18 protein-coding genes and 1 pseudogene are annotated in these 18,256 nt (G+C 59.7%); 8 read left to right on the forward strand and 11 right to left on the reverse strand.

Annotated features, from left to right (window positions below; translation table 11 throughout):
* Nucleotides 1-484, forward strand: a pseudogene (locus PMI29_RS03050) (7-cyano-7-deazaguanine reductase); the annotation flags it as partial.
* A gap of 187 nt (nucleotides 485-671) precedes the next feature.
* Here PMI29_RS03050 and PMI29_RS03045 read toward each other — a convergent pair.
* Both PMI29_RS03045 and PMI29_RS03040 read right to left on the reverse strand, forming a co-directional pair.
* Nucleotides 672-935, reverse strand: a complete 264-nt coding sequence (locus tag PMI29_RS03045) for a DUF4404 family protein (RefSeq protein WP_008003404.1) — start codon at nucleotides 933-935, stop codon at nucleotides 672-674.
* A gap of 109 nt (nucleotides 936-1,044) precedes the next feature.
* Nucleotides 1,045-1,665 carry a hypothetical protein gene (locus PMI29_RS03040; protein WP_008003405.1) on the reverse strand — a complete coding sequence of 207 codons (621 nt, stop codon included), beginning with the start codon at nucleotides 1,663-1,665 and terminating at the stop codon, nucleotides 1,045-1,047.
* 202 nt (nucleotides 1,666-1,867) lie between these two features.
* Between PMI29_RS03040 and PMI29_RS03035 the strand changes: the two genes are divergently transcribed.
* The 3 genes from PMI29_RS03035 (at nucleotide 1,868) to rssC (ending at nucleotide 4,609) form a co-directional block, all read left to right on the forward strand.
* Entirely contained in the window at nucleotides 1,868-2,557 is a 690-nt protein-coding gene (locus PMI29_RS03035; RefSeq protein WP_008003407.1) for an MlaA family lipoprotein, read from the forward strand.
* A gap of 388 nt (nucleotides 2,558-2,945) precedes the next feature.
* Nucleotides 2,946-4,127, forward strand: coding sequence for a two-component system response regulator RssB (gene rssB, locus PMI29_RS03030; protein ID WP_033052723.1), 1,182 nt, complete (start codon nucleotides 2,946-2,948; stop codon nucleotides 4,125-4,127).
* Nucleotides 4,127-4,609, forward strand: coding sequence for an anti-sigma factor antagonist RssC (rssC, locus tag PMI29_RS03025; protein WP_008003418.1), 483 nt, complete (start codon nucleotides 4,127-4,129; stop codon nucleotides 4,607-4,609). Before rssB ends, rssC begins: the two co-directional genes overlap by 1 nt.
* A 299-nt stretch (nucleotides 4,610-4,908) precedes the next feature.
* Here rssC and tal read toward each other — a convergent pair whose 3' ends face one another.
* Both tal and dusA read right to left on the reverse strand, forming a co-directional pair.
* A complete protein-coding gene (gene tal, locus PMI29_RS03020; protein ID WP_008003419.1) occupies nucleotides 4,909-5,835 on the reverse strand; it encodes a transaldolase in 927 nt (308 codons plus the stop codon).
* 178 nt (nucleotides 5,836-6,013) lie between these two features.
* Nucleotides 6,014-7,009 (reverse strand): tRNA dihydrouridine(20/20a) synthase DusA, encoded by a 996-nt coding sequence (gene dusA / locus PMI29_RS03015; protein WP_008003420.1) that lies wholly within the window; start codon nucleotides 7,007-7,009, stop codon nucleotides 6,014-6,016.
* A 444-nt stretch (nucleotides 7,010-7,453) separates the two neighbouring features.
* On the opposite strand from dusA, the gene PMI29_RS03010 reads away from it, so the two are divergent.
* On the forward strand, nucleotides 7,454-7,834 hold the full coding sequence (locus PMI29_RS03010) for a DUF6124 family protein (protein WP_008003421.1): 381 nt from the start codon (nucleotides 7,454-7,456) through the stop codon (nucleotides 7,832-7,834).
* Nucleotides 7,835-7,939: 105 nt separating this feature from the next.
* Entirely contained in the window at nucleotides 7,940-8,161 is a 222-nt protein-coding gene (locus PMI29_RS03005; RefSeq protein WP_008003422.1) for a hypothetical protein, read from the forward strand.
* A 68-nt stretch (nucleotides 8,162-8,229) separates the two neighbouring features.
* Here the strand turns inward: PMI29_RS03005 and PMI29_RS03000 are convergent, their stop codons facing one another.
* The 6 genes from PMI29_RS03000 to PMI29_RS02975 form a co-directional block, all read right to left on the reverse strand.
* Nucleotides 8,230-8,991: a transporter substrate-binding domain-containing protein gene (locus tag PMI29_RS03000; protein ID WP_008003424.1), complete on the reverse strand. Its 762-nt coding sequence runs from the start codon at nucleotides 8,989-8,991 to the stop codon at nucleotides 8,230-8,232.
* Nucleotides 8,992-9,095: 104 nt separating this feature from the next.
* The gene (copD, locus tag PMI29_RS02995; RefSeq protein ID WP_008003425.1) at nucleotides 9,096-10,031 is read right to left on the reverse strand and encodes a copper homeostasis membrane protein CopD; all 936 of its coding nucleotides are present in this window, start codon (nucleotides 10,029-10,031) and stop codon (nucleotides 9,096-9,098) included.
* Between the two features lie 3 nt (nucleotides 10,032-10,034).
* The gene (copC, locus tag PMI29_RS02990; protein WP_008003426.1) at nucleotides 10,035-10,418 is read right to left on the reverse strand and encodes a copper homeostasis periplasmic binding protein CopC; all 384 of its coding nucleotides are present in this window, start codon (nucleotides 10,416-10,418) and stop codon (nucleotides 10,035-10,037) included.
* 52 nt (nucleotides 10,419-10,470) lie between these two features.
* A complete protein-coding gene (locus PMI29_RS02985) occupies nucleotides 10,471-11,334 on the reverse strand; it encodes a copper resistance protein B (protein WP_008003427.1) in 864 nt (287 codons plus the stop codon).
* A 10-nt stretch (nucleotides 11,335-11,344) separates the two neighbouring features.
* Nucleotides 11,345-13,051, reverse strand: coding sequence for a copper resistance system multicopper oxidase (locus PMI29_RS02980; protein ID WP_008003428.1), 1,707 nt, complete (start codon nucleotides 13,049-13,051; stop codon nucleotides 11,345-11,347).
* Nucleotides 13,052-13,159: 108 nt separating this feature from the next.
* Nucleotides 13,160-13,861 (reverse strand): murein L,D-transpeptidase catalytic domain family protein, encoded by a 702-nt coding sequence (locus tag PMI29_RS02975; protein ID WP_008003429.1) that lies wholly within the window; start codon nucleotides 13,859-13,861, stop codon nucleotides 13,160-13,162.
* Between the two features lie 81 nt (nucleotides 13,862-13,942).
* Between PMI29_RS02975 and PMI29_RS02970 the strand changes: the two genes are divergently transcribed.
* On the forward strand, nucleotides 13,943-15,697 hold the full coding sequence (locus PMI29_RS02970; RefSeq protein ID WP_008003435.1) for a L,D-transpeptidase family protein: 1,755 nt from the start codon (nucleotides 13,943-13,945) through the stop codon (nucleotides 15,695-15,697).
* Nucleotides 15,698-15,887: 190 nt separating this feature from the next.
* On the opposite strand, the gene PMI29_RS02965 is transcribed toward PMI29_RS02970, so the two are convergent.
* Nucleotides 15,888-16,355 carry a hypothetical protein gene (locus PMI29_RS02965; RefSeq protein WP_008003437.1) on the reverse strand — a complete coding sequence of 156 codons (468 nt, stop codon included), beginning with the start codon at nucleotides 16,353-16,355 and terminating at the stop codon, nucleotides 15,888-15,890.
* Nucleotides 16,356-16,600: 245 nt separating this feature from the next.
* Here PMI29_RS02965 and PMI29_RS02960 point away from each other — a divergent pair, with 245 nt between their 5' ends.
* Complete coding sequence (locus tag PMI29_RS02960) at nucleotides 16,601-18,172, forward strand: sensor domain-containing diguanylate cyclase (RefSeq protein ID WP_008003439.1); 1,572 nt, start codon at nucleotides 16,601-16,603, stop codon at nucleotides 18,170-18,172.
* Nucleotides 18,173-18,256: the final 84 nt, after the last annotated feature.

An 18,256-nucleotide genomic window follows, 5' to 3' on the forward strand; every position in this document is an offset into this window, starting at 1 on the left:
GGCTGCCGGCAAGCCGGTGGGCGTGCGCATTCGCAGTCTCCAGGAGGTCGAGAGCGAAGGCGTCGTGGCCTTGCCGGGCGTGTGCATCGATGAACTGGATATCAGCGTCAGCAATTACGAGCATCCACGGCCGGAACTGCTGCGTTGCGATGATTCGCGCATTGTCGAGGAGAGCGTGCACAGTCATTTGCTCAAGTCCAACTGCCCGGTCACCAGCCAGCCGGACTGGGGCAGCGTGGTGGTGGAGTACCGCGGCGCGGCGCTGGATCACGCGAGCCTGCTCGAGTACATCGTCAGCTTCCGTCAGCATTCGGACTTCCATGAACAGTGCGTGGAGCGGATCTTTCTCGACCTGCAGCGGTTGCTCAAGCCGGAGAAACTGACGGTGTATGCGCGTTATGTGCGTCGTGGCGGACTGGATATCAACCCGTATCGCAGTACTGAAACCGTTCAACTGCCGAACCACCGCCTGGTCCGCCAGTAAAGCTTTAATGTGGGAGCGGGCTTGCTCCGGGCGGCGTTCCGACGAAGGCTGCTTCACATTCAACGATGATGTTGACTGACCCACCTCTTTCGCGAGCAAGCCCGCTCCCACAGGGGATTTGCATTGTCAGTCGTAGAAATGAAAAAGCCCCGCTATCGCTAGCAGGGCTTTTTGCATCTGGCGGGGTTCAGATCCCCATGTTGGCCAAGGCCAGCCCGATGTTGCGCAGGGTGCCGGCAAGTGTCGGATGTTCGAGTTCAAAGCGCTCAACGGCCAGGTTTACCCCGTCGGCGAGGCTGGAGTCCTGGGTTTTGGTTTCAAGCTCAAGCTTCAATTCAATCTGCTGCATGAGTTCGTACAGTTCGGCGCGTTCTTCTTCAGACAACGGAGGATTCTGGTCCAATTGCTCGCGCAGGGCATTGAGCTGTTCTTGCAGTTCGCGGGCAGGCATGGCGTTCTTCCTTCTATCGATAGGCACTGGCATAGACCATGGCGGCGCACCAAAGGTCGATGGCTGACCTTTAGATTAATCCACTCGCGAGCAACCTGCATGATCTCAGTCAGGGCTTTTCGCCCTTGAGTCGACGCAGGCTGATATCGGCCAGGCAGGTGTCGAGTTCACCGAGGTGATCGATCACCGAATGCACGCCCAGACCGAACAGTTGCATCGTCGCCTTGGCGCGTTTGATGTCGCGCTCCTGCGGGGTCAACGCTTGCCATTGCCGGGGCGTCATCCCGCACAGCGAGCCGCAGGACGCCAGACCGATGGTCCACAATCCGGCATTGAGCCCCGATTGCAGCAGGCGAGGTTCGCCGCTCACCAGTACGCAGCCGTCGAGTCGCTCGACGTTCAGGGTCATCAAGGCTTGCCAGCAGGCGTTCGGGGCGGGCCATGGATTGTTTGTTGCTGAATGTTGCGAAGGTTTGATCCATTCCGGCAGCGCCGCGGCCAGGGATTGGCTGAGGGCCGGGGGCAGTTCGTCGAGCCAGGCGCAGGGGATTTGCTGGCGCTGCAAGCTGCGCAGGCTATCCAGTGCGCCGGGTGTGGCCTCGGCGTGTTCAGCCAAATGGCTGCCGTGCCGGTGCGTGTGGGCGCCGAAATCCACCAGACAGCCACTGAGGCCGAACAGTACGGCGGTCAGGCTGGGTGCAGCTTGGGGCAAGGCTTCGGCGAGCGGCATGTGGACGTCCCTGAAATAGCCTGAAGGCTAGCGGGCGACGGTGACAGTTGAGTGACATGGATGTGAATCGCTCACATTTGGCACGATTGCTTCGGTGTGGATTACGTGCAAAGTGCCTTAAATGGCGTTTACGACTTATACTTGCCAACTTATTGCCCGGGCCAGGCGCCCGAGCCAGTACAAACCAAGGAGTTTTTTTTCTATGCGCTGGAGCAATCATCTAGCCAGGATTTGTGTATGCGCCAGTGTGTTGCTGGTTCCGTTCGTTGCCCAGGCAGCCACGGAAGAGGATCCTTGGGAAAGCGTCAACCGCCCGATCTACAAGTTCAACGACGTGATCGACACCTACGCGCTGAAGCCCGTGGCCCAGGGCTACCGGTACGTGACGCCGCAGTTTGTCGAAGACGGTGTTCACAACTTCTTCCGGAACATCGGCGATGTGCGCAACCTGGCCAACGATATCCTGCAGGCCAAACCTCGCGCCGCAGGCGTTGATACCGCGCGGATCATTTTCAACACCACCTTCGGCTTGCTGGGCGTCATTGATGTCGGCACCAAAATGGGCCTGCAGCGCAATGACGAAGACTTCGGTCAGACGCTGGGTTACTGGGGTGTCGGCAGCGGCCCTTATGTGATGCTGCCTCTGCTGGGGCCAAGCACCTTGCGTGATGCTCCGTCCAAGTACGTCGACAGCTACACCGGCGCTTATCGTTATGTAAACGACGTTCCGGTGCGTAACTCGTTCTACGCCCTGGACATCATCGATACCCGGGCCAACCTGCTGTCGAGCGAGAAGCTGATCACCGGCGACAAGTACACCTTCATTCGTAATGCGTACTTGCAGAACCGTGAGTTCAAGGTGAAGGACGGTCAGGTCGAAGACGATTTTTAACGTCGACCGGTAAATTGAGAAGGCGGCCATCAAGGCCGCCTTTTTTGTCTGCGAAGCCCCGCATGCGGATGAAATCGCGCTTTTCGCTGTAGTCCCGACCGGTTTGACTCATGGAATCGATCCTTCCATTGGGTTACGGATTTGCCTGTTCTTATAACTCTCTGTGATTTGACAAATAAAGACGTCAAGCGACCATCGGCGTGAGCTTGAAACGCCCCGCGGATGGGAGTACCGTCTGCGCCTTAGAAGGGCACCTCTGGTGTACATGTGTGTAGGGCAAATGCCCGAAAGCGGTGCGACAGAGAGGCTAGAAAGCGAATCCAGTAGTCAGCGCCGGGCCAAAGTCCCCGCCTGCTACGCCAACCTAATTCTGGCGCCGTTTGCCCACATGCCAAAAACCAGTGCCACGCTGCTGATAATCGATGATGACGAAGTAGTGCGCGCGAGCCTCGCCGCCTATTTGGAAGACAGTGGTTTCAGCGTCTTGCAGGCCAGCAATGGTCAGCAGGGTCTTCAGGTATTCGAGCAAGACAAGCCCGACTTGGTTATCTGCGATCTGCGCATGCCGCAGATGGGCGGACTCGAACTCATTCGCCAGGTGACCGAACTGTCGCCGCAAACGCCGGTGATCGTGGTGTCGGGTGCGGGCGTGATGAACGACGCGGTCGAAGCCCTTCGCCTGGGCGCGGCGGACTACCTGATCAAGCCTCTCGAAGATCTGGCTGTGCTCGAGCACTCTGTGCGCCGGGCCCTGGATCGCGCGCGTCTGCTGCTGGAGAACCAGCGTTACCGCGAGAAGCTGGAAAAGGCCAACCGCGAGCTCGCCGCCAGCCTGAACCTGCTCCAGGAGGACCAGAACGCCGGTCGCCAGGTGCAGATGAACATGCTGCCGGTCAGCCCCTGGACCATCGACGAGTTGAAATTTGCTCACCAGATCATCCCGTCGCTGTACCTGTCGGGTGATTTCGTCGACTACTTCCGGGTCGACGAGCGCCGGATAGCCTTTTACCTGGCGGACGTTTCCGGTCATGGCGCCTCTTCAGCCTTCGTCACCGTGCTGTTGAAGTTCATGACCACGCGCTTGCTGTTCGAATCCAGGCGCAGCGGCACCTTGCCTGAGTTCAAGCCTTCAGAGGTTCTTGGTCATATCAACCGGGGCCTGATCAGTTGTAAGCTGGGTAAACACGTCACAATGGTCGGTGGAGTCATCGACGAGGAGACCGGTTTGTTGACCTATAGCATCGGCGGTCATTTGCCGTTGCCTGTGTTGTACACGCCAGACAGTGTTCGTTATCTGGACGGGCGTGGTCTGCCGGTGGGCCTCTTCAACGAAGCCACCTATGAAGATCACGTACTGGAACTGCCGCCGACCTTCAGCCTGACGCTGATGTCCGATGGCATTCTGGACCTTTTGCCAGAACCCACACTCAAAGAAAAAGAGGCGGCATTGCCCCAACGGGTCAAGGCTGCGGGCGGCACCCTGGATGGGTTGCGGCAGGTTTTTGGATTGGCCACGCTAGGGGAGATGCCGGATGATATCGCCCTGTTGGTGTTGAGCAGGAATCTTTGATGAGTACCGGTAGAATCCAGTTCGCCGAGCAGGATGGCACCTTCGTCCTGAAGTTCGTCGGTGAAGTTCGCCTGACCCTGTGTTCGGCGTTGGATGCGACTATTGAGCGGATCTTCAGCGCGTTGAATTTCAACACGATCGTGATCGATCTGACCGAAACCCGCAGTATCGACAGCACTACACTTGGCCTGCTGGCCAAGCTGTCGATCCTGTCGCGGCAGAAGGTCGGCCTGCTGCCGACCGTCGTCACCACCCACGAAGACATCACGCGGCTGCTGCAGTCCATGGGCTTCGAGCAGGTGTTCAACATCGTTGACCAGCCTGTACCGTGCCCGGAATGCCTGGACGACCTCCCAGACCAGGATCAGTCCGAAGAAGTGGTGCGGATCAAAGTGCTCGAAGCGCACAAGATCCTCATGGGCCTGAACGACACCAATCGTGAAGCCTTCCATGACCTGGTGAATGCGCTGGAGCGACACTGATCCCTTGAGGTGATGCTGTCTTGTCTGGTTAAACACAGATTCGCCATTCACCACAATCCACTGTGGGAGCGGCGGTGCAGCGATCCGACTTGCTCGCGAAGACGGCCTCGCATTCAACATCGCAGTGAACGGATTGACGCCTTCGCGAGCAAGTCGGATCGCCGCACCGCCGCTCCCACATTGGTTTTGCGCTGAACGCACGATTCGATTTCAACCCACAATCCCTGTGAGTGCGAGATTACTGACAAAAAAGGGCGAACCCACCAAGGTTCGCCCTTTTTGCATTACACCCACTCAGATCACAGCTTGGCCTGCAACAACGCCTCAAGCTTCTCCTGATCCCGCGCGAACTGACGAATGCCTTCAGCCAGTTTCTCGGTCGCCATCGCATCTTCGTTGGACTGCCAACGGAACTGCGACTCGTTGAGGCTCAGGCGCGCTTCACCGGCATGGCCAGGCGCCAGTTTGCGCTCAAGCTTGCCGGTATCCGCTGCCAGCTTGTCGATCAGGTCCGGGCTGATGGTCAGGCGGTCGCAGCCGGCCAGTTGCTCGATCTGGCCCAGATTGCGGAAGCTCGCCCCCATGACCACGGTCTTGTAGTCATTGGCTTTGTAGTAGTTGTAGATGCGCGTCACCGACTGCACGCCCGGATCGTCCGCGCCGGTGTAGTCGTTGCCGTTGGCTTTCTTGTACCAGTCGTAGATACGACCCACGAACGGCGAAATCAGGAACACCCCGGCGTCGGCACAGGCGGCTGCCTGGGCGAAGGAGAACAGCAGGGTCAGGTTGGTCTGGATGCCTTCCTTTTCCAGGATTTCGGCAGCGCGGATGCCTTCCCAGGTGGATGAGATCTTGATCAGCACGCGGTCGCGGCCAATACCGGCCTTGTCGTACAGCTCGATCAGGCGATGCGCACGCTTCAACATGGCGTCAGTGTCGAACGACAGGCGCGCATCCACTTCGGTGGAAATACGGCCCGGAATCACCTTCAGGATTTCTTGCCCCACGGCCACGCCAAAACGGTCGCTGGCCAGGCCCACATCGCCCTTGCAATCGTTGACGCTGGCGTTCAGCAGCCCGGCATACGCAGGAATGGCCGCGGCCTTGAGCAGCAGGGAAGGGTTGGTGGTGGCGTCCACCGGTTTAACGCGAGCGATAGCTTCGAAGTCGCCGGTGTCGGCAACCACGGTGGTCATTTGTTTGAGTTGTTCCAGCTTGGAAGTCATGGGCGTGCTCTGTCCTTTGGGTCTTATGACATTACCCGAGCGCTGACAGCCACTCAAGGGCGTGTATGTGTATCAATGCCCCCTGTGGCAACAACCTGAAAACGGATGTTTGAAAGGTGGGGCGCGGTATCGAAGAATACGATGCCGAAACGCCTCACAGGTTCAACGAGACCGACCGTTAACGCCCTTCGAGCAGCGCCGCCGCCTGATCCAGCAACGCCAACGGATCTTTCGCCTTGTGAATATCCACCGACAACAGCTGCCGGAACTTGCGCGCCCCCGGAAATCCTGTGCCCAGGCCCAGTACGTGGCGGGTGATGTGGTGCATGGAACCACCGGCATCGATATGCGCCGCGATGTAAGGCCGCAACTGCGCCAGCGCCTCAGCCCGGCTGATCACCGGCGCCGTGCTGCCAAACAGCTGTTGATCCACTTCAGCCATCACATAAGGGTTGTGATAAGCCTCACGGCCCAGCATCACGCCATCGAACGTCTGCAAATGCTCATGGCATGCCTCCAGCGTCTTGATCCCGCCGTTGAGAATGATCTCCAGCTCAGGAAAGTCCGCCTTCAACCTCGCCGCCACGTCATAGCGCAGAGGCGGAATGTCCCGGTTCTCCTTTGGCGACAACCCCTCCAGAATGGCAATCCGCGCGTGTACGGTAAAACTGGTGCACCCGGCATCCCGCACGGTGTCGACGAAATCACACAACTCTTCGTAACTGTCCCGCCCGTTGATCCCGATCCGATGCTTGACCGTCACCGGAATCGACACCGCATCGCGCATCGCCTTCACACAATCGGCCACCAACTGCGGATGCCCCATCAGGCACGCGCCGATCATATTGTTCTGCACCCGATCACTCGGGCAGCCGACATTCAGGTTCACCTCGTCGTAACCATGCTCCTGCGCCATCCGCGCGCAAGCAGCCAGGTCCAGAGGAACACTGCCACCGAGTTGCAGGGCGAGCGGGTGTTCGGCTTCGTTGTGACGCAGGAAACGGTCGTGGTCACCGTTGAGAAGCGCGCCAGTGGTGACCATTTCGGTGTAGAGCAGCGCGTTTTTCGACAGCAGGCGCAGGAAGAAGCGGCAGTGGCGGTCGGTCCAATCCATCATCGGTGCGACGGAGAAACGGCGGGAGAGCGGGGCGGGTGTGGCGTTGGTTGCGGACATGGGGGATCTGGGATCGGTGAGGCTGGGAGGTGGGGAGTTTATCAGGATTGGGATTGTGGGGCTTGGGCGAGTCGGACGGTGGTTAGCCAAGAGATGGGCGCCTTGTTGAAAGAAGCGCGAAAATGTCAGAAATTTCCCGCAACTCGCGTCCCCATCGCCCATATTGCCTGCCACGCAATCATCCAGATAACCTTCTGCCGTCGCTGCAAAGTCAGCGACAAGGGTGTGGAAGCCCTTCACAAGATCTAGGCGCACAGGGCGCCACCTAAATTTAAGCAGGCGCTTTTTTCATGTCTGCTGTTAAATTATGGCGGCTGTGCGCGGGGCACCTTCAGGTGCGCCGGGTTCCTAGATCCCTGGTCTTCCACACCCGTGCACAGCTGCCACCCCATCATGTGGAAGTGATGCTGGCAGTTCCTTTGGTTAATTCTAGGAACGAAAACGATGAAAAAGATAACGCCTGATCCTCCGGAAACCGCAACGGCTTCCGATTCTCTCGATCTTGCTCAACTATCCGCTGACTCTCAGCAGGTTGTCAGTAAACGTCTGCGAAACCCGAATCACGCCGACCCCGTCTGCCATGTGTTCACCATTCTTCCCAACGTCGACACTGAAACGCTCCTGTGTCACGCCTGCGAGACCCTTGCATCGTTGAACGTCTTGACCACTGACCTGGCTTGCAAGCTCGAAGGTTCAACCCGCAGTTTGGCGCTGTCGATTCAGCAACTGGCGGTGGTGGGGGAGTTGTTGGTGAATCGAGCATTGGACAATGTCGATCCGCAAGGCAGTGGGGGTGAGGTATCGCCAGGTGCGCACGGTTCCTGAACCAACGCTGACTTGCCGAAAAGTTTCATGATGTGTCGTTGAAGTGAGGCATAGGATGACCGCCAAAGGTCATGTCCCCGCGCCTCAACCCACAGGAATAAAAAAATGATCGCAAACCTCGTCAAAGTTTCGTTGATGGCCGGTGCTTTGTTGTTGAGCGCCTGTTCGGGTGTGAGCACCCATAGCGATTATTCGACCGACTCGGTGCAGCCGGCCGGCTTTGGTCCGGGGCCGACCAACAGCAAACCCGACAAGATGAATTTCCATGGCAGCGCGCTCGGCAATAGTTTTGGCGAATACGGTTCAGGTTTGCTGCACGACGATTGATACGCGGTCCGCAATGAAAAAGGGCGCTCCTTTGGGAGTGCCCTTTTTTTGTGAGAAAAAATCAGCCGTTACTTGGCGTCAGGTACCGCCAGCCATTGCCGCAGAATCCTCTGGTAGTTGCCCGTCGCCTTGGCCAAATGCAGCCACTGATCGACGTACAGCTTCCAGGTGATGTCGTCGCGGGGTAGCAGGTAGGCTTTTTCGCCGTATTGCAGGTAGTGCGTGGGGTTGACCGCGCACAGGCCCGGCTTGAGCTTCTGCTGATACAGCGCCTCCGAGGCGTCGGTGATCATCACGTCGGCTTTTTTATCCAGCAGTTCCTGAAAGATGCTCACGTTGTCGTGCAGTTGCAATTGCGCCTTGGGCAGGTGGGCGTGAACGAACGCTTCGTTGGTGCCGCCGGCAGGTTCGATAAGGCGAACCGATGGCTGGTTGATCTGTTCGATGGTCTGGTACAGCGCCTGGTCTTCGCAACGCACCAGCGGGATTTTGCCGTCGACGTCCAGAATGCTGCTGAAGAAGGCTTTTTTCTGCCGCTCCAGGGTGACCGAGATGCCGCCCATGGCGATGTCGCACTTGCCGGCGAGCATGTCGGGCATCAGGGTTTTCCAGGTGGTGGGCACCCACTCGACCTTGACGCCAAGGCTGTCGGCCAAGGCGCGGGCCATGGCGATGTCGATGCCGGAATGCTCGCCGTCCTCGGCTTTGAGGGTGTAGGGCTTGTAGTCGCCGGTGGTGCAAACGCGCAGTTGTCCCTGTTGCATGACGCTGTCCAGGTGCGAAGGTTCTGCCTGGGCGCCAAGGGAGAGTGCTAGCAAGCCGCCGAGCATCATTGCTCTGTTGATTTTCGTCATTGTTATCGGGCTTTTGTGCTGGAGTGGTTTTGAAGGGGGAGTGTAGTGAAACTTTCACCAGTGTGAAAAATCAACGCCCCCTAAAGATTGCTCATTTCCACTTCCGGACTCAATGTCCCCAACCACGCCACCAATCCCACAATCAATACCGCAGCGGCCATTTCCAGCACCACACTGCGCCGAAGTGCGTTAGCCGCCGCGCCATATTGGCCCTCTCGCAATGACCGCTCCAGCAAGGGGCCAAGATGAAAGCGGTTCAGCGCCGCCAACACCAGCATTCCGGCAAACAGTAGCACTTTGATCGCCAGCAGAATTCCGTAATGGCCGAGTAAAACCTCATCGAGCTTCGGCCCGACGATGAACAGGTAGTTCACCACGCCCGTCAAGGCGATGATCACAACGATCAGCGCACCGACAAGCTCGAATCGCTCAACAGCGCGGGCCAGCAAGCGTATGTGTGTTTCGGTTTGCAGGACCCGGATTTGCGCCATCAAGGCAAACGCAAGCAACGCGCCAAGCCAGGCGCCTGCCGCCAGCAGGTGCAGGATGTCCGCCGTGAAGTGCCAGAAACGGCGACTGCCTTCGTCCATGGTGCCATGCCCGCTCCAGGCCAGGCTGGTGAGGGCGATGCCGCTGGCAGTGGCGGCGATCACCAGGCTGACGCCGGGTGATCGTGAGTTGAGCAACAACGCCAAACCCGCGACCGCTAATGCAATCATCCGCACAGCCCAGGCCAACCCGACGTCTGTCTCGAACAGCATCATCTCGAGGTGAGGACGCAACTCGGCAACGTCTGATTCACCGCTCATGGTGCTGGCCATCAGCACCATGCCCGCGATGGACAGCAGCGCGCCGAGTACGGCTGGTCCCGTTAACAATCGGCGAAAGGGCAGTACCGTCCCGGATAGCCGTTCCTGTCCTTTGAAGCTGTAAAGCCCGAACAGCGCCACGCCAAACAACAGCATCAAATCCACATACAACACAAACCGCAGCACGACGTTGGCCGAGTCGCTCATCGATCATTTCACTTTGAAGGTGACGTTGCCGGTGATCGGGTGGGTATCCGACGACACCGCGCGCCATTCGACTTTGTAGGTGCCAGCAGTCAAGGGCGCTGTCGGAATGATGAACATGGTCTTCGGATCACTGCCGCCGCTGACTTTGGCCTTGACCGGCATCGGGGCGTGGGCCATGCCGGACATTTCGGTCATCAGCAGTTTTGCGCCGGAAAACTGGGTGACGAGGTTTTCGGAAAAGTGCAGTTCGATCTTGTCGGGTGATGCACCTTCTACGCCTTGCGCCGGGGTGGAGGAGAGTAGTTTGGGGTGTGCTTGAGCGAGGGTGCTAACAAGCAGGCCGCTGAGCAACGCTATTGCGACAGCAGTGGGTTTGATGATGCGCATGCAAGGTCCTTTACCGCTCGAAGCGGTTGTTGTTGGTTTTGGGTGAGTCTGTTCAGAACCACATCCGAATACCGAGCACAAGGCGGGTTTCGCTGCGGTCCTCGCCTTCGTCGTTGGCGTAGTCGGCGCTGTTGCCGTAGGTGCGGTTCCAGGTCACGCCGAGGTAGGGCGAGAATTCCCGGCGGATTTCGTAGCGCAGGCGCAGGCCGGCTTCGGTGTTGGACAGCCCCGCGCCGATGCCCCGTTGCGGGTCGTTTTTGCCGTAGGCGTTGAGTTCGACGGTCGGCTGCAGGATCAGCTGATTGGTCAGCAGGATGTCGTAGTCACCTTCCAGCCGAACGGCGCTCTGGCCGCCTTCGCCGATGAAGGCCGTGGCTTGGGCCTCGAAGTTGTACAGCGCCATGCCTTGCACGCCGAACGTGGCCCAGGTTTGCGGGGCGCCGGGTTTGAAGTCCTGGCGCACACCGCTGACGACGTCCCACCACGGGGAAATCGCGTGGCCCCACAGGGCCTGGATTTCCGCGTCCTCGGTCACGCCGTTGGTGCGTTCGCCTTCGGAGCGCAGCCACAGGCGATCGATGTCACCGCCGACCCAACCGGACAAGTCCCAGGCCAGGGTGCTGCCGTCATCGGCGTCCTGCCATTCCAGTTTGTCGGCGAGGAAAAAGGAATTGAGCGTGTTGTCGTGCACATGGTGACCGGCGGGATCGACATACACCGCAGCGCGATCGGCATCGGTCAGCGGCGGGATCGGCGTACGGCTTTCGCTGGGCGCGGCGGGCTGCATCTGGCCCTCGTCCATGCTTTGCATCTGGCCGTGGTCCATCTGGCTGTGATCCATGCCTTGCATGTCATCGCTGGCGGCCATCGCCGTGGAGGTCGCGAGTGCTAAAAAAACCGGGGTGAATCGAATCATGGGGTGCGCCTCATTCTTCCACGCGAACTTCACGGAACATGCCCATTTCCATGTGGTACAGGAGATGGCAGTGATAGGCCCAACGACCGAGCGCATCGGCAGTGACCCGATAGCTGCGCCGGGCGCCCGGTGGCATGTCGATGGTGTGTTTGCGCACCATGAACCGGCCGTTCTCGTCTTCGAGGTCGCTCCACATGCCATGCAGGTGGATGGGGTGCATCATCATCGTGTCGTTGACCAGCACGATCCGCAGCCGCTCGCCGTACTTGAGGCGCAGGGGCTCTGCATCAGAAAACTTCACGCCGTTGAACGACCAAGCGAATTTTTCCATGTGGCCCGTCAGGTGCAGCTCAATGGTGCGGCCGGGCTCGCGGCCGTCGGGGTCTTCGAAGGTGCTGCGCAGGTCGGCATAGGTGAGCACGCGGCGACCGTTGTGGCGCAGGCCCATGCCGGGGTCGTCGAGTTTCGGTGAGGTGGACATCGCTTGCATGTCCACCAGCGGGTTGTCGGTTTCCGAGGCCGGATGGGCCTGCATGCCGGGCATGTCGCCCATCGCCATGTTGCTGTGATCCATGCCCGCCATGCTGCCGTGGTCCATGCCGGCCATGCCCATGTCATCCATGGTCACCAGAGGGCGCGGGTCCAGTGGCGGTAGCGGCGCAACCAGTCCCGCCTTCATCGCCAGGGTGCCGCGTGCGTATCCAGTGCGATCCATCGCCTGGGCGAACAGGGTGTAGGCCGCTTCGGTCGGCTCGACGATGACATCGAAGGTTTCCGCCACGGCAATGCGAAATTCGTCGACGCTCACCGGTTTGACGTGGAGGCCATCGGCGGCGACCACGGTCATTTTCAGGCCGGGGATGCGCACGTCGAAGTAGGTCATGGCCGAGCCGTTGATGAAGCGCAGCCGCAGTTTTTCCCCCGGGCGGAACACCCCGGTCCAGTTCATGTCCGGCGCCTGGCCGTTCAACAGGTAGGTGTAAGTGGCGCCGCCGACGTCCGCCAGGTCGGTGGGGTTCATCTTCATCTCGGCCCACATTTTGCGGTCGGCGACGGTCGGCCCCCAGCCTTTTTCGCTGACGTCGTGGATGAAATCGCCCACGGTGCGTTTGTTGAAGTTGTAGTAATCGGACTGTTTTTTCAGCGTCTTCATCAGGCCGACCGGGTCTTCGTCGGTCCAGTCGCTGAGCATCACCACGTAGTCGCGGTCGTACTGGAACGGCTCCGGGTCTTTGGCGTCGATCACCAGCGGGCCGTAGACGCCGGTTTGTTCCTGAAACCCCGAATGGCTGTGATACCAGTAGGTGCCGTTCTGCCGCACGGTGAACTGGTAGACGTAGATGCCGCCCGGCTCGATGCCCTTGAAGCTCAGCCCCGGCACGCCGTCCATGTTGGCCGGCAGCAAGATGCCGTGCCAGTGAATGGAGGTGCTGTCCTTGAGTCTGTTGCGCACCCGCAGCGTCACCGTATCGCCTTCGCGCCAGCGCAGCAGCGGGCCGGGGATGCCGCCGTTGATGGTCATCGCGGTGCGTGGGCTGCCGCTGAAGTTGACCGGGGATTCGCCGATGAACAGGTCGAAATCATTACCGGCCAACACCTGAGGTTCGCCGGGACTGCTGATCGCCCAGGCGGGCGTGCGCCATAACCCGAGGCCGCCGAAGAGCCCGCCGATGGCCAGGCCTTTGACGAAGGTACGTCTTGAAGTGTGGGAGTGCATGCCGTCTGTTCCGCCCGTCAGCCTGTTGAACTTGTCGACGAGGCTAGCGGGCGGTGCCTTTCAGCAGGCTGAGGCGAAGATTACAGTTTTGACAGGTGGGGGCGTCGCTTATTGGCGTGAAGTGGAGTTTTCCCTTGAGGCCACGGTGCCGCTGCCGCAGTTGATGTAGGAAGACGACTTCAGCCAGCGTTGGTCCGGATAGTAGGAAAACAACAACTGCCCGTCCTTCATCGAATCGATCAGCCGATGGGCAATCGCCGGTCTGACGGCGGGGCAACCCAGGCTGCGGCCGATGCGGCCATTGGCGCGGGCCAGCACCGGGCTGACATAGGGCGCGCCGTGAATGACGATGGCACGGTCATAGGCGTTGTCGTTGAAGCCGGGCTCCAGGCCTTCCATGCGTAAAGAGTATCCGTTCTGGCCGCGGTAGCTTTCCTGGGTGCGGAACAGGCCGAGGCTGGTGGCGTGGCTTTCATTCTGGTTGGAGAACAGCGTGGCCATGTTTTCACCGCTGTTGCGGCCATGGGCGACCAGTTCGTGAAACAGCAACTTGCGTCGTTTAAGGTCGAAGACCCACAGCCGTTGTTCGGTCGAGGGCAGGGAGTAATCGATCACCGCCAGTCTTTGGGCTGGGGCGATGCCTTGGGCACGGCTGCATTGGGTGGCACGAACGGCCAGGGCAATCACTTTGGCGTCGGCGCCTGGTGCTGCTTTGACCAGCGCGTTTTCAAGCGAATCGGCGTAGGCTGACGTTACTGAAAGGCACGTCAGTAAAATGGCAAATAAAAGGCCAAAGCGGTTTAGCACCATAGTCGGGTCTCATCATGATAATTTCGAGTCTAGCAGCGCGCGGGAAGCTGGCTGTTTGAAACGGGAGATTAAGGATTATCCATGGTGCAATTAACAAGGTCATTCGTCATAAGCCGCATATTTTTTATGGGCTTTCTGATCAGTGGTGCAGCGCTTGCGCAAACTTCGCCGATCGAGCCGGTATCTGCTGCGAGCAGCACCATCGATGCCGCGGCGCCCGACGATGCGGTTGGCCAGGCGATTCAGGCGACGCTGGAGCCGCTGCGAACGGCATTTCCACCGTTGCTCACGTCCAGGCGCCATCAGCGTGTGGATGTCAGCCGGGTGGTGCTGGATTTCTATATGCATCGTAACTATCGCGCCGCGTGGACGGATGATCGTGATGTGGCCCAGTTACTCAAGAGCCTCGAAGACACCCGGATCGACGGCCTGAATCCGGCGGACTTCCGCATCACCGAACTGGCTCAGGCCCATGAATCGCTGGTAGCGGCCGTGCCTTCCACGGCGCAACGGGCGATGTTCGACATGGCGGCGACCCGCACGTTCATTACTGCGCTGCTGCAACTGCGACGGGGCAAGGTCGATCCGTCGCGACTGGACATTCACTGGAATTTCGATCCTGCCGGTGGCGATGCCCGCGAGGGCATGAACCGCCTGTTCACCGCCCTCGATGCCCATGACGTGGGGCGTGCCTTTGCCGAGGCCCCTCCTCAGGAAGAGATTTACCGCAACTTGCGTGAGGGCCTGGCCCGGTTGCGCCAGGTCCGTGATGCAGGCGGCTGGCCGAAAGTCACCGAAGGGCAATCGCTCAAGCCCGGCATGGACGGGGTGGCGGTGGCACAATTGCGTGCGCGTCTGGTGGCGGGCGGTTACCTGGACTCGCACCAGTCGAAAAAGGCCGGTTACGACGGCAAGGTCATTGCCGCGGTGAAGAAGTATCAGACCGAGCAATACCTGGGTGCCGATGGCGTGGCGGGGGCGGCGACGCTGGCGGCACTGAACGTGCCTGTCGAGGCACGGATCGATCAGGTGCGGGTCAACATGGAGCGTGCCCGCTGGCTGTTGTACAAACTTCAGGGCACGTTCGTGATCGTCGATATCGCCGGATACAAGGTGGCAATGTACCGCGACGGTCTGCCGATCTGGCGTTCGCGGGTGCAAGTCGGTAAACCGGTGCGCAGTACGCCGGTGTTCCAGGCCGAAATCACCTACATCACGTTCAACCCCACCTGGACCGTGCCGCCGACCATCCTCAAGCAGGACGTGATTCCAAAAATCCAGAACGATCCTGGCTATCTGGAGGCCAACCGGATTCGCGTGATTGATCGCGAAGGCAATGTGCTCGATCCGTCGAGCGTTGACTGGAGCAACCCGCGAGGCATCCATCTGCGTCAGGATGCCGGGCCCGACAGTTCGCTGGGGCAGGTGGTGATCCGCTTCCCCAACGACTATGCGATTTACCTGCATGACACGCCGCACCGGGAGCTGTTTGCCAAAACGGTTCGGGCCACCAGTTCAGGCTGCATCCGTGTGGAAAACCCGTTGCAGCTGGTCGAGCTGTTGTTCAACGATCCGGTGCGCTGGAACAGCGACGGCATTCAGAAGCAGTTGGCCAATGGCAGGACCGAGAACATCCTGCTGCCGGTGAAAGTGCCGGTGCTGTTGGCCTATTGGACCGTGGACCTGAGCAATGACGGGCGGGTGACGTTCAAGCCCGACATTTATGATTACGATGCCAGGGTGCTGCAAGGTTTGAGTCAGCCTGTGAAGTTGCCGGCTCTGGACTTGCGTCGTGCAGAGATACCGCTGGTGGTGACGGGGCAGAACCAACAGTAATGAAATAGCTAAAAACGGATGCTCCAGAGGCTGATGCCTGCCAGTTAAGCCCCGGACACTGTGGGAGCGAGCTTGCTCGCGATGGCGGGCGGTCAGACACCCATTGTGTGACTGTCCAGCCGTCATCGCGAGCAAGCTCGCTCCCACAAGGTTTACGGTGTTCAAACACTCAACAGACTGGCATCAGCCCCTAGAGCGCCAGCCCTTGTTGCACCACTGCAAGCAGATCGGTTTCCGTCAGCGCTACCGCGTCCAGCTGCACTGTGGCCTGCTCGATCGTTTGCAGCCACCAGTGTGTTTCACCGTGTTCGTCCACGGTGCGCAACAGGGCGAGTTCGTTGCCTGTGGTGTGGATCTCGACCCGCCCCTCGCCATCGGCAGTGAAGCGCGCAACCGGGTCGAAGGTAATGCTGTGCTCGTTGCCGACGATCACCAACTGGTCGATGGCGTAAGCGTAAGAGTCACCATTGGGGTGGCTCTCGTATACGTGGGTGGGGTTGCGCCTCAGGACCAGGCCGGCTTCGGTCAAGGGCAGCAGCCAGGTCTCTATCCGTTGATACAGTTCGTAGACCTGACCCGGCCAGCCATCGATCGCCTGATCCGTGCCGGTCAGCCGTGTTTGTTTCAATTTTGCGGCGAGTTCGTCTGCCTTGCTCATGTCGATTCCCTGTTTGAGGTCAGTCTAATCGTAGCTCGTTGACGCACAGGCAGCGCTTGCCCTGGATCATGTTTGCAGCTCAGGCCGGGTGCGGACGTTGTGCCCGGGCAGCAACTGCGGGCAGGTGTGATGCCGCTGGGCAAGTGGCCACCCATTTATCCTGGATAACCCCGTAAACTACGGCCCACAAAGACTGAGGGCTATGGCTCGTTGCCCCCTGCCTTGCCCCCCGACAGGATGAACTTTTGCCCACTCGCTTTAACGACCCGGACCACGCCCCTGGCATCGCATTGAAACGCATACCGCTGCGCAAGGCCGCGGTATTGTTCATTGCCACGGTGTGTCTGTGCCTGTGCGGTTTGCTCTACCTGCAACTGGAACAGTCCCGTCGCCATGATCTGAGCCTGGCGCAAGTGGCGTCTTCGAACCTGACACGGGCCATGGCGCAGCAAGCCGAAGACACCTTCATGAAGGCCGACCTGGTGCTGACCAGTCTGGTGGACTGGATTCAGGCCGACGGTTTCGGTCAGGACATGCGACCACGCTTGCAGCAGACCTTCGCCCGGAGGGTGCTGGCGCTGGATCAACTGCACGGCATCCTGCTGTTCGACCAGAAGGGCCAGTGGGTGGTGACCTCATTTGAAAACCTGCCCCGGGGTGCCGGGGTCGCGGATCGCGAGTACTTCAAGTATCACCAGCAGAACGTATCGTCGGTGGCGCACATCGGCCCGGCCATCCGCAGTCGGGAAAACGGCGAGTGGATCATCCCGATTTCCAAACGGGTCAACGACAGGAATGGCCACTTCCAGGGCGTGTTGCTGGCCGGCATCAAGATGTCGTACTTCGACCAGTTCTTCAAAAGCTTCAGCCTCGACGACAACGGCACGATGTTTCTCGGCCTGACCGATGGCACGTTGTTAGCGCGTCGACCTTTTGTAGAGGCGCAGATCGGCGCGTCGCTGGCCCAGAGCGAGATTTTCCAGAAGTCCCTGCCACTGGCCACTTCCGGCAATGTGATGTTCACGTCGATCATCGATGGTGTGACACGCCTGTACGGCTACCGCCAGCTGGAGGCGTATCCGCTGGTGGTCGCCGCTGCGTCATCCACGGAATCCATACTCGCGGGCTGGTACGACACGGCGTTTCGCTCCAGCCTCATCGTTGCCCTGGTGTTGCTGGGCGTGGGGTTGTTCGGTTGGGTATTCATTCATCAGGTGCGTGTTGGCGAGCGGGTCGAGGCGGATTTGCGCAGGGCCCAGGAAGCGCTGGAGCTGATTGCCACCCACGACAGCCTGACGGGGCTGGCCAACCGCCGGTTGTTCGAACGGGCGCTGGACATCGAGTTCGGGCGCGGCGCCCGGCAGGCGAGCCCCTTGAGCCTGATCATGCTCGATATCGATTACTTCAAGCGCTACAACGACACTTACGGTCATGTGATGGGGGATCATTGCCTGGCTGAAGTGGCTCGTGCACTGAAGAGTTGCTGCCACCGCAAGGCCGATCTGGCGGTGCGTTACGGCGGTGAAGAGTTTGCGGTGTTGCTGCCTGACACCGACATCCACGGCGCCATGACCATTGCCGAGCAGATCCGCCGCGGCGTCATCGACAAGAACATCAGTCACACCGGCTCGCCCAACGGTTACGTGACGGTCAGTCTGGGTTGCTATTCGTTCGTGCCATCGGGGCGTGACAGCATGGACGTGTTTGTTGAGCGGGCGGATGCCGCGTTGTATCAGGCCAAGCATTCGGGGCGAAACCGCGTGGCAACGTTGTCGATGGCCGGTGGTGTCGAGGCGTTGATGCGTTCCGATCGTTGAAGTGTTTTTCCTGTCGGCGGTCATGCCGATGTAAGCCCCAGGCGACAAAAAGCAGCCAATGACTGCGCGTCATCGGCTGGTTTT

The organism is Pseudomonas sp. GM49, assembly GCF_000282355.1.
GTDB lineage: Bacteria > Pseudomonadota > Gammaproteobacteria > Pseudomonadales > Pseudomonadaceae > Aquipseudomonas.

What these genes read in the sequence shown, in the direction of transcription:
- copD (WP_008003425.1), bottom strand. Translation starts at nt 10,031, where the DNA reads ATGAGCGACTCGGCCAACGTCGTGCTGCGGTTTGTGTTGTATGTGGAT.
- rssC (WP_008003418.1), top strand. Translation starts at nt 4,127, where the DNA reads ATGAGTACCGGTAGAATCCAGTTCGCCGAGCAGGATGGCACCTTCGTC.
- PMI29_RS03005 (WP_008003422.1), top strand. Translation starts at nt 7,940, where the DNA reads ATGATCGCAAACCTCGTCAAAGTTTCGTTGATGGCCGGTGCTTTGTTG.
- PMI29_RS02970 (WP_008003435.1), top strand. Translation starts at nt 13,943, where the DNA reads ATGGTGCAATTAACAAGGTCATTCGTCATAAGCCGCATATTTTTTATG.
- PMI29_RS03035 (WP_008003407.1), top strand. Translation starts at nt 1,868, where the DNA reads ATGCGCTGGAGCAATCATCTAGCCAGGATTTGTGTATGCGCCAGTGTG.
- copC (WP_008003426.1), bottom strand. Translation starts at nt 10,418, where the DNA reads ATGCGCATCATCAAACCCACTGCTGTCGCAATAGCGTTGCTCAGCGGC.
- tal (WP_008003419.1), bottom strand. Translation starts at nt 5,835, where the DNA reads ATGACTTCCAAGCTGGAACAACTCAAACAAATGACCACCGTGGTTGCC.
- PMI29_RS02975 (WP_008003429.1), bottom strand. Translation starts at nt 13,861, where the DNA reads ATGGTGCTAAACCGCTTTGGCCTTTTATTTGCCATTTTACTGACGTGC.
- PMI29_RS02985 (WP_008003427.1), bottom strand. Translation starts at nt 11,334, where the DNA reads ATGATTCGATTCACCCCGGTTTTTTTAGCACTCGCGACCTCCACGGCG.
- PMI29_RS02965 (WP_008003437.1), bottom strand. Translation starts at nt 16,355, where the DNA reads ATGAGCAAGGCAGACGAACTCGCCGCAAAATTGAAACAAACACGGCTG.
- PMI29_RS03000 (WP_008003424.1), bottom strand. Translation starts at nt 8,991, where the DNA reads ATGCTCGGCGGCTTGCTAGCACTCTCCCTTGGCGCCCAGGCAGAACCT.
- rssB (WP_033052723.1), top strand. Translation starts at nt 2,946, where the DNA reads ATGCCAAAAACCAGTGCCACGCTGCTGATAATCGATGATGACGAAGTA.
- PMI29_RS02980 (WP_008003428.1), bottom strand. Translation starts at nt 13,051, where the DNA reads ATGCACTCCCACACTTCAAGACGTACCTTCGTCAAAGGCCTGGCCATC.
- PMI29_RS03045 (WP_008003404.1), bottom strand. Translation starts at nt 935, where the DNA reads ATGCCTGCCCGCGAACTGCAAGAACAGCTCAATGCCCTGCGCGAGCAA.
- PMI29_RS03040 (WP_008003405.1), bottom strand. Translation starts at nt 1,665, where the DNA reads ATGCCGCTCGCCGAAGCCTTGCCCCAAGCTGCACCCAGCCTGACCGCC.
- dusA (WP_008003420.1), bottom strand. Translation starts at nt 7,009, where the DNA reads ATGTCCGCAACCAACGCCACACCCGCCCCGCTCTCCCGCCGTTTCTCC.
- PMI29_RS03010 (WP_008003421.1), top strand. Translation starts at nt 7,454, where the DNA reads ATGAAAAAGATAACGCCTGATCCTCCGGAAACCGCAACGGCTTCCGAT.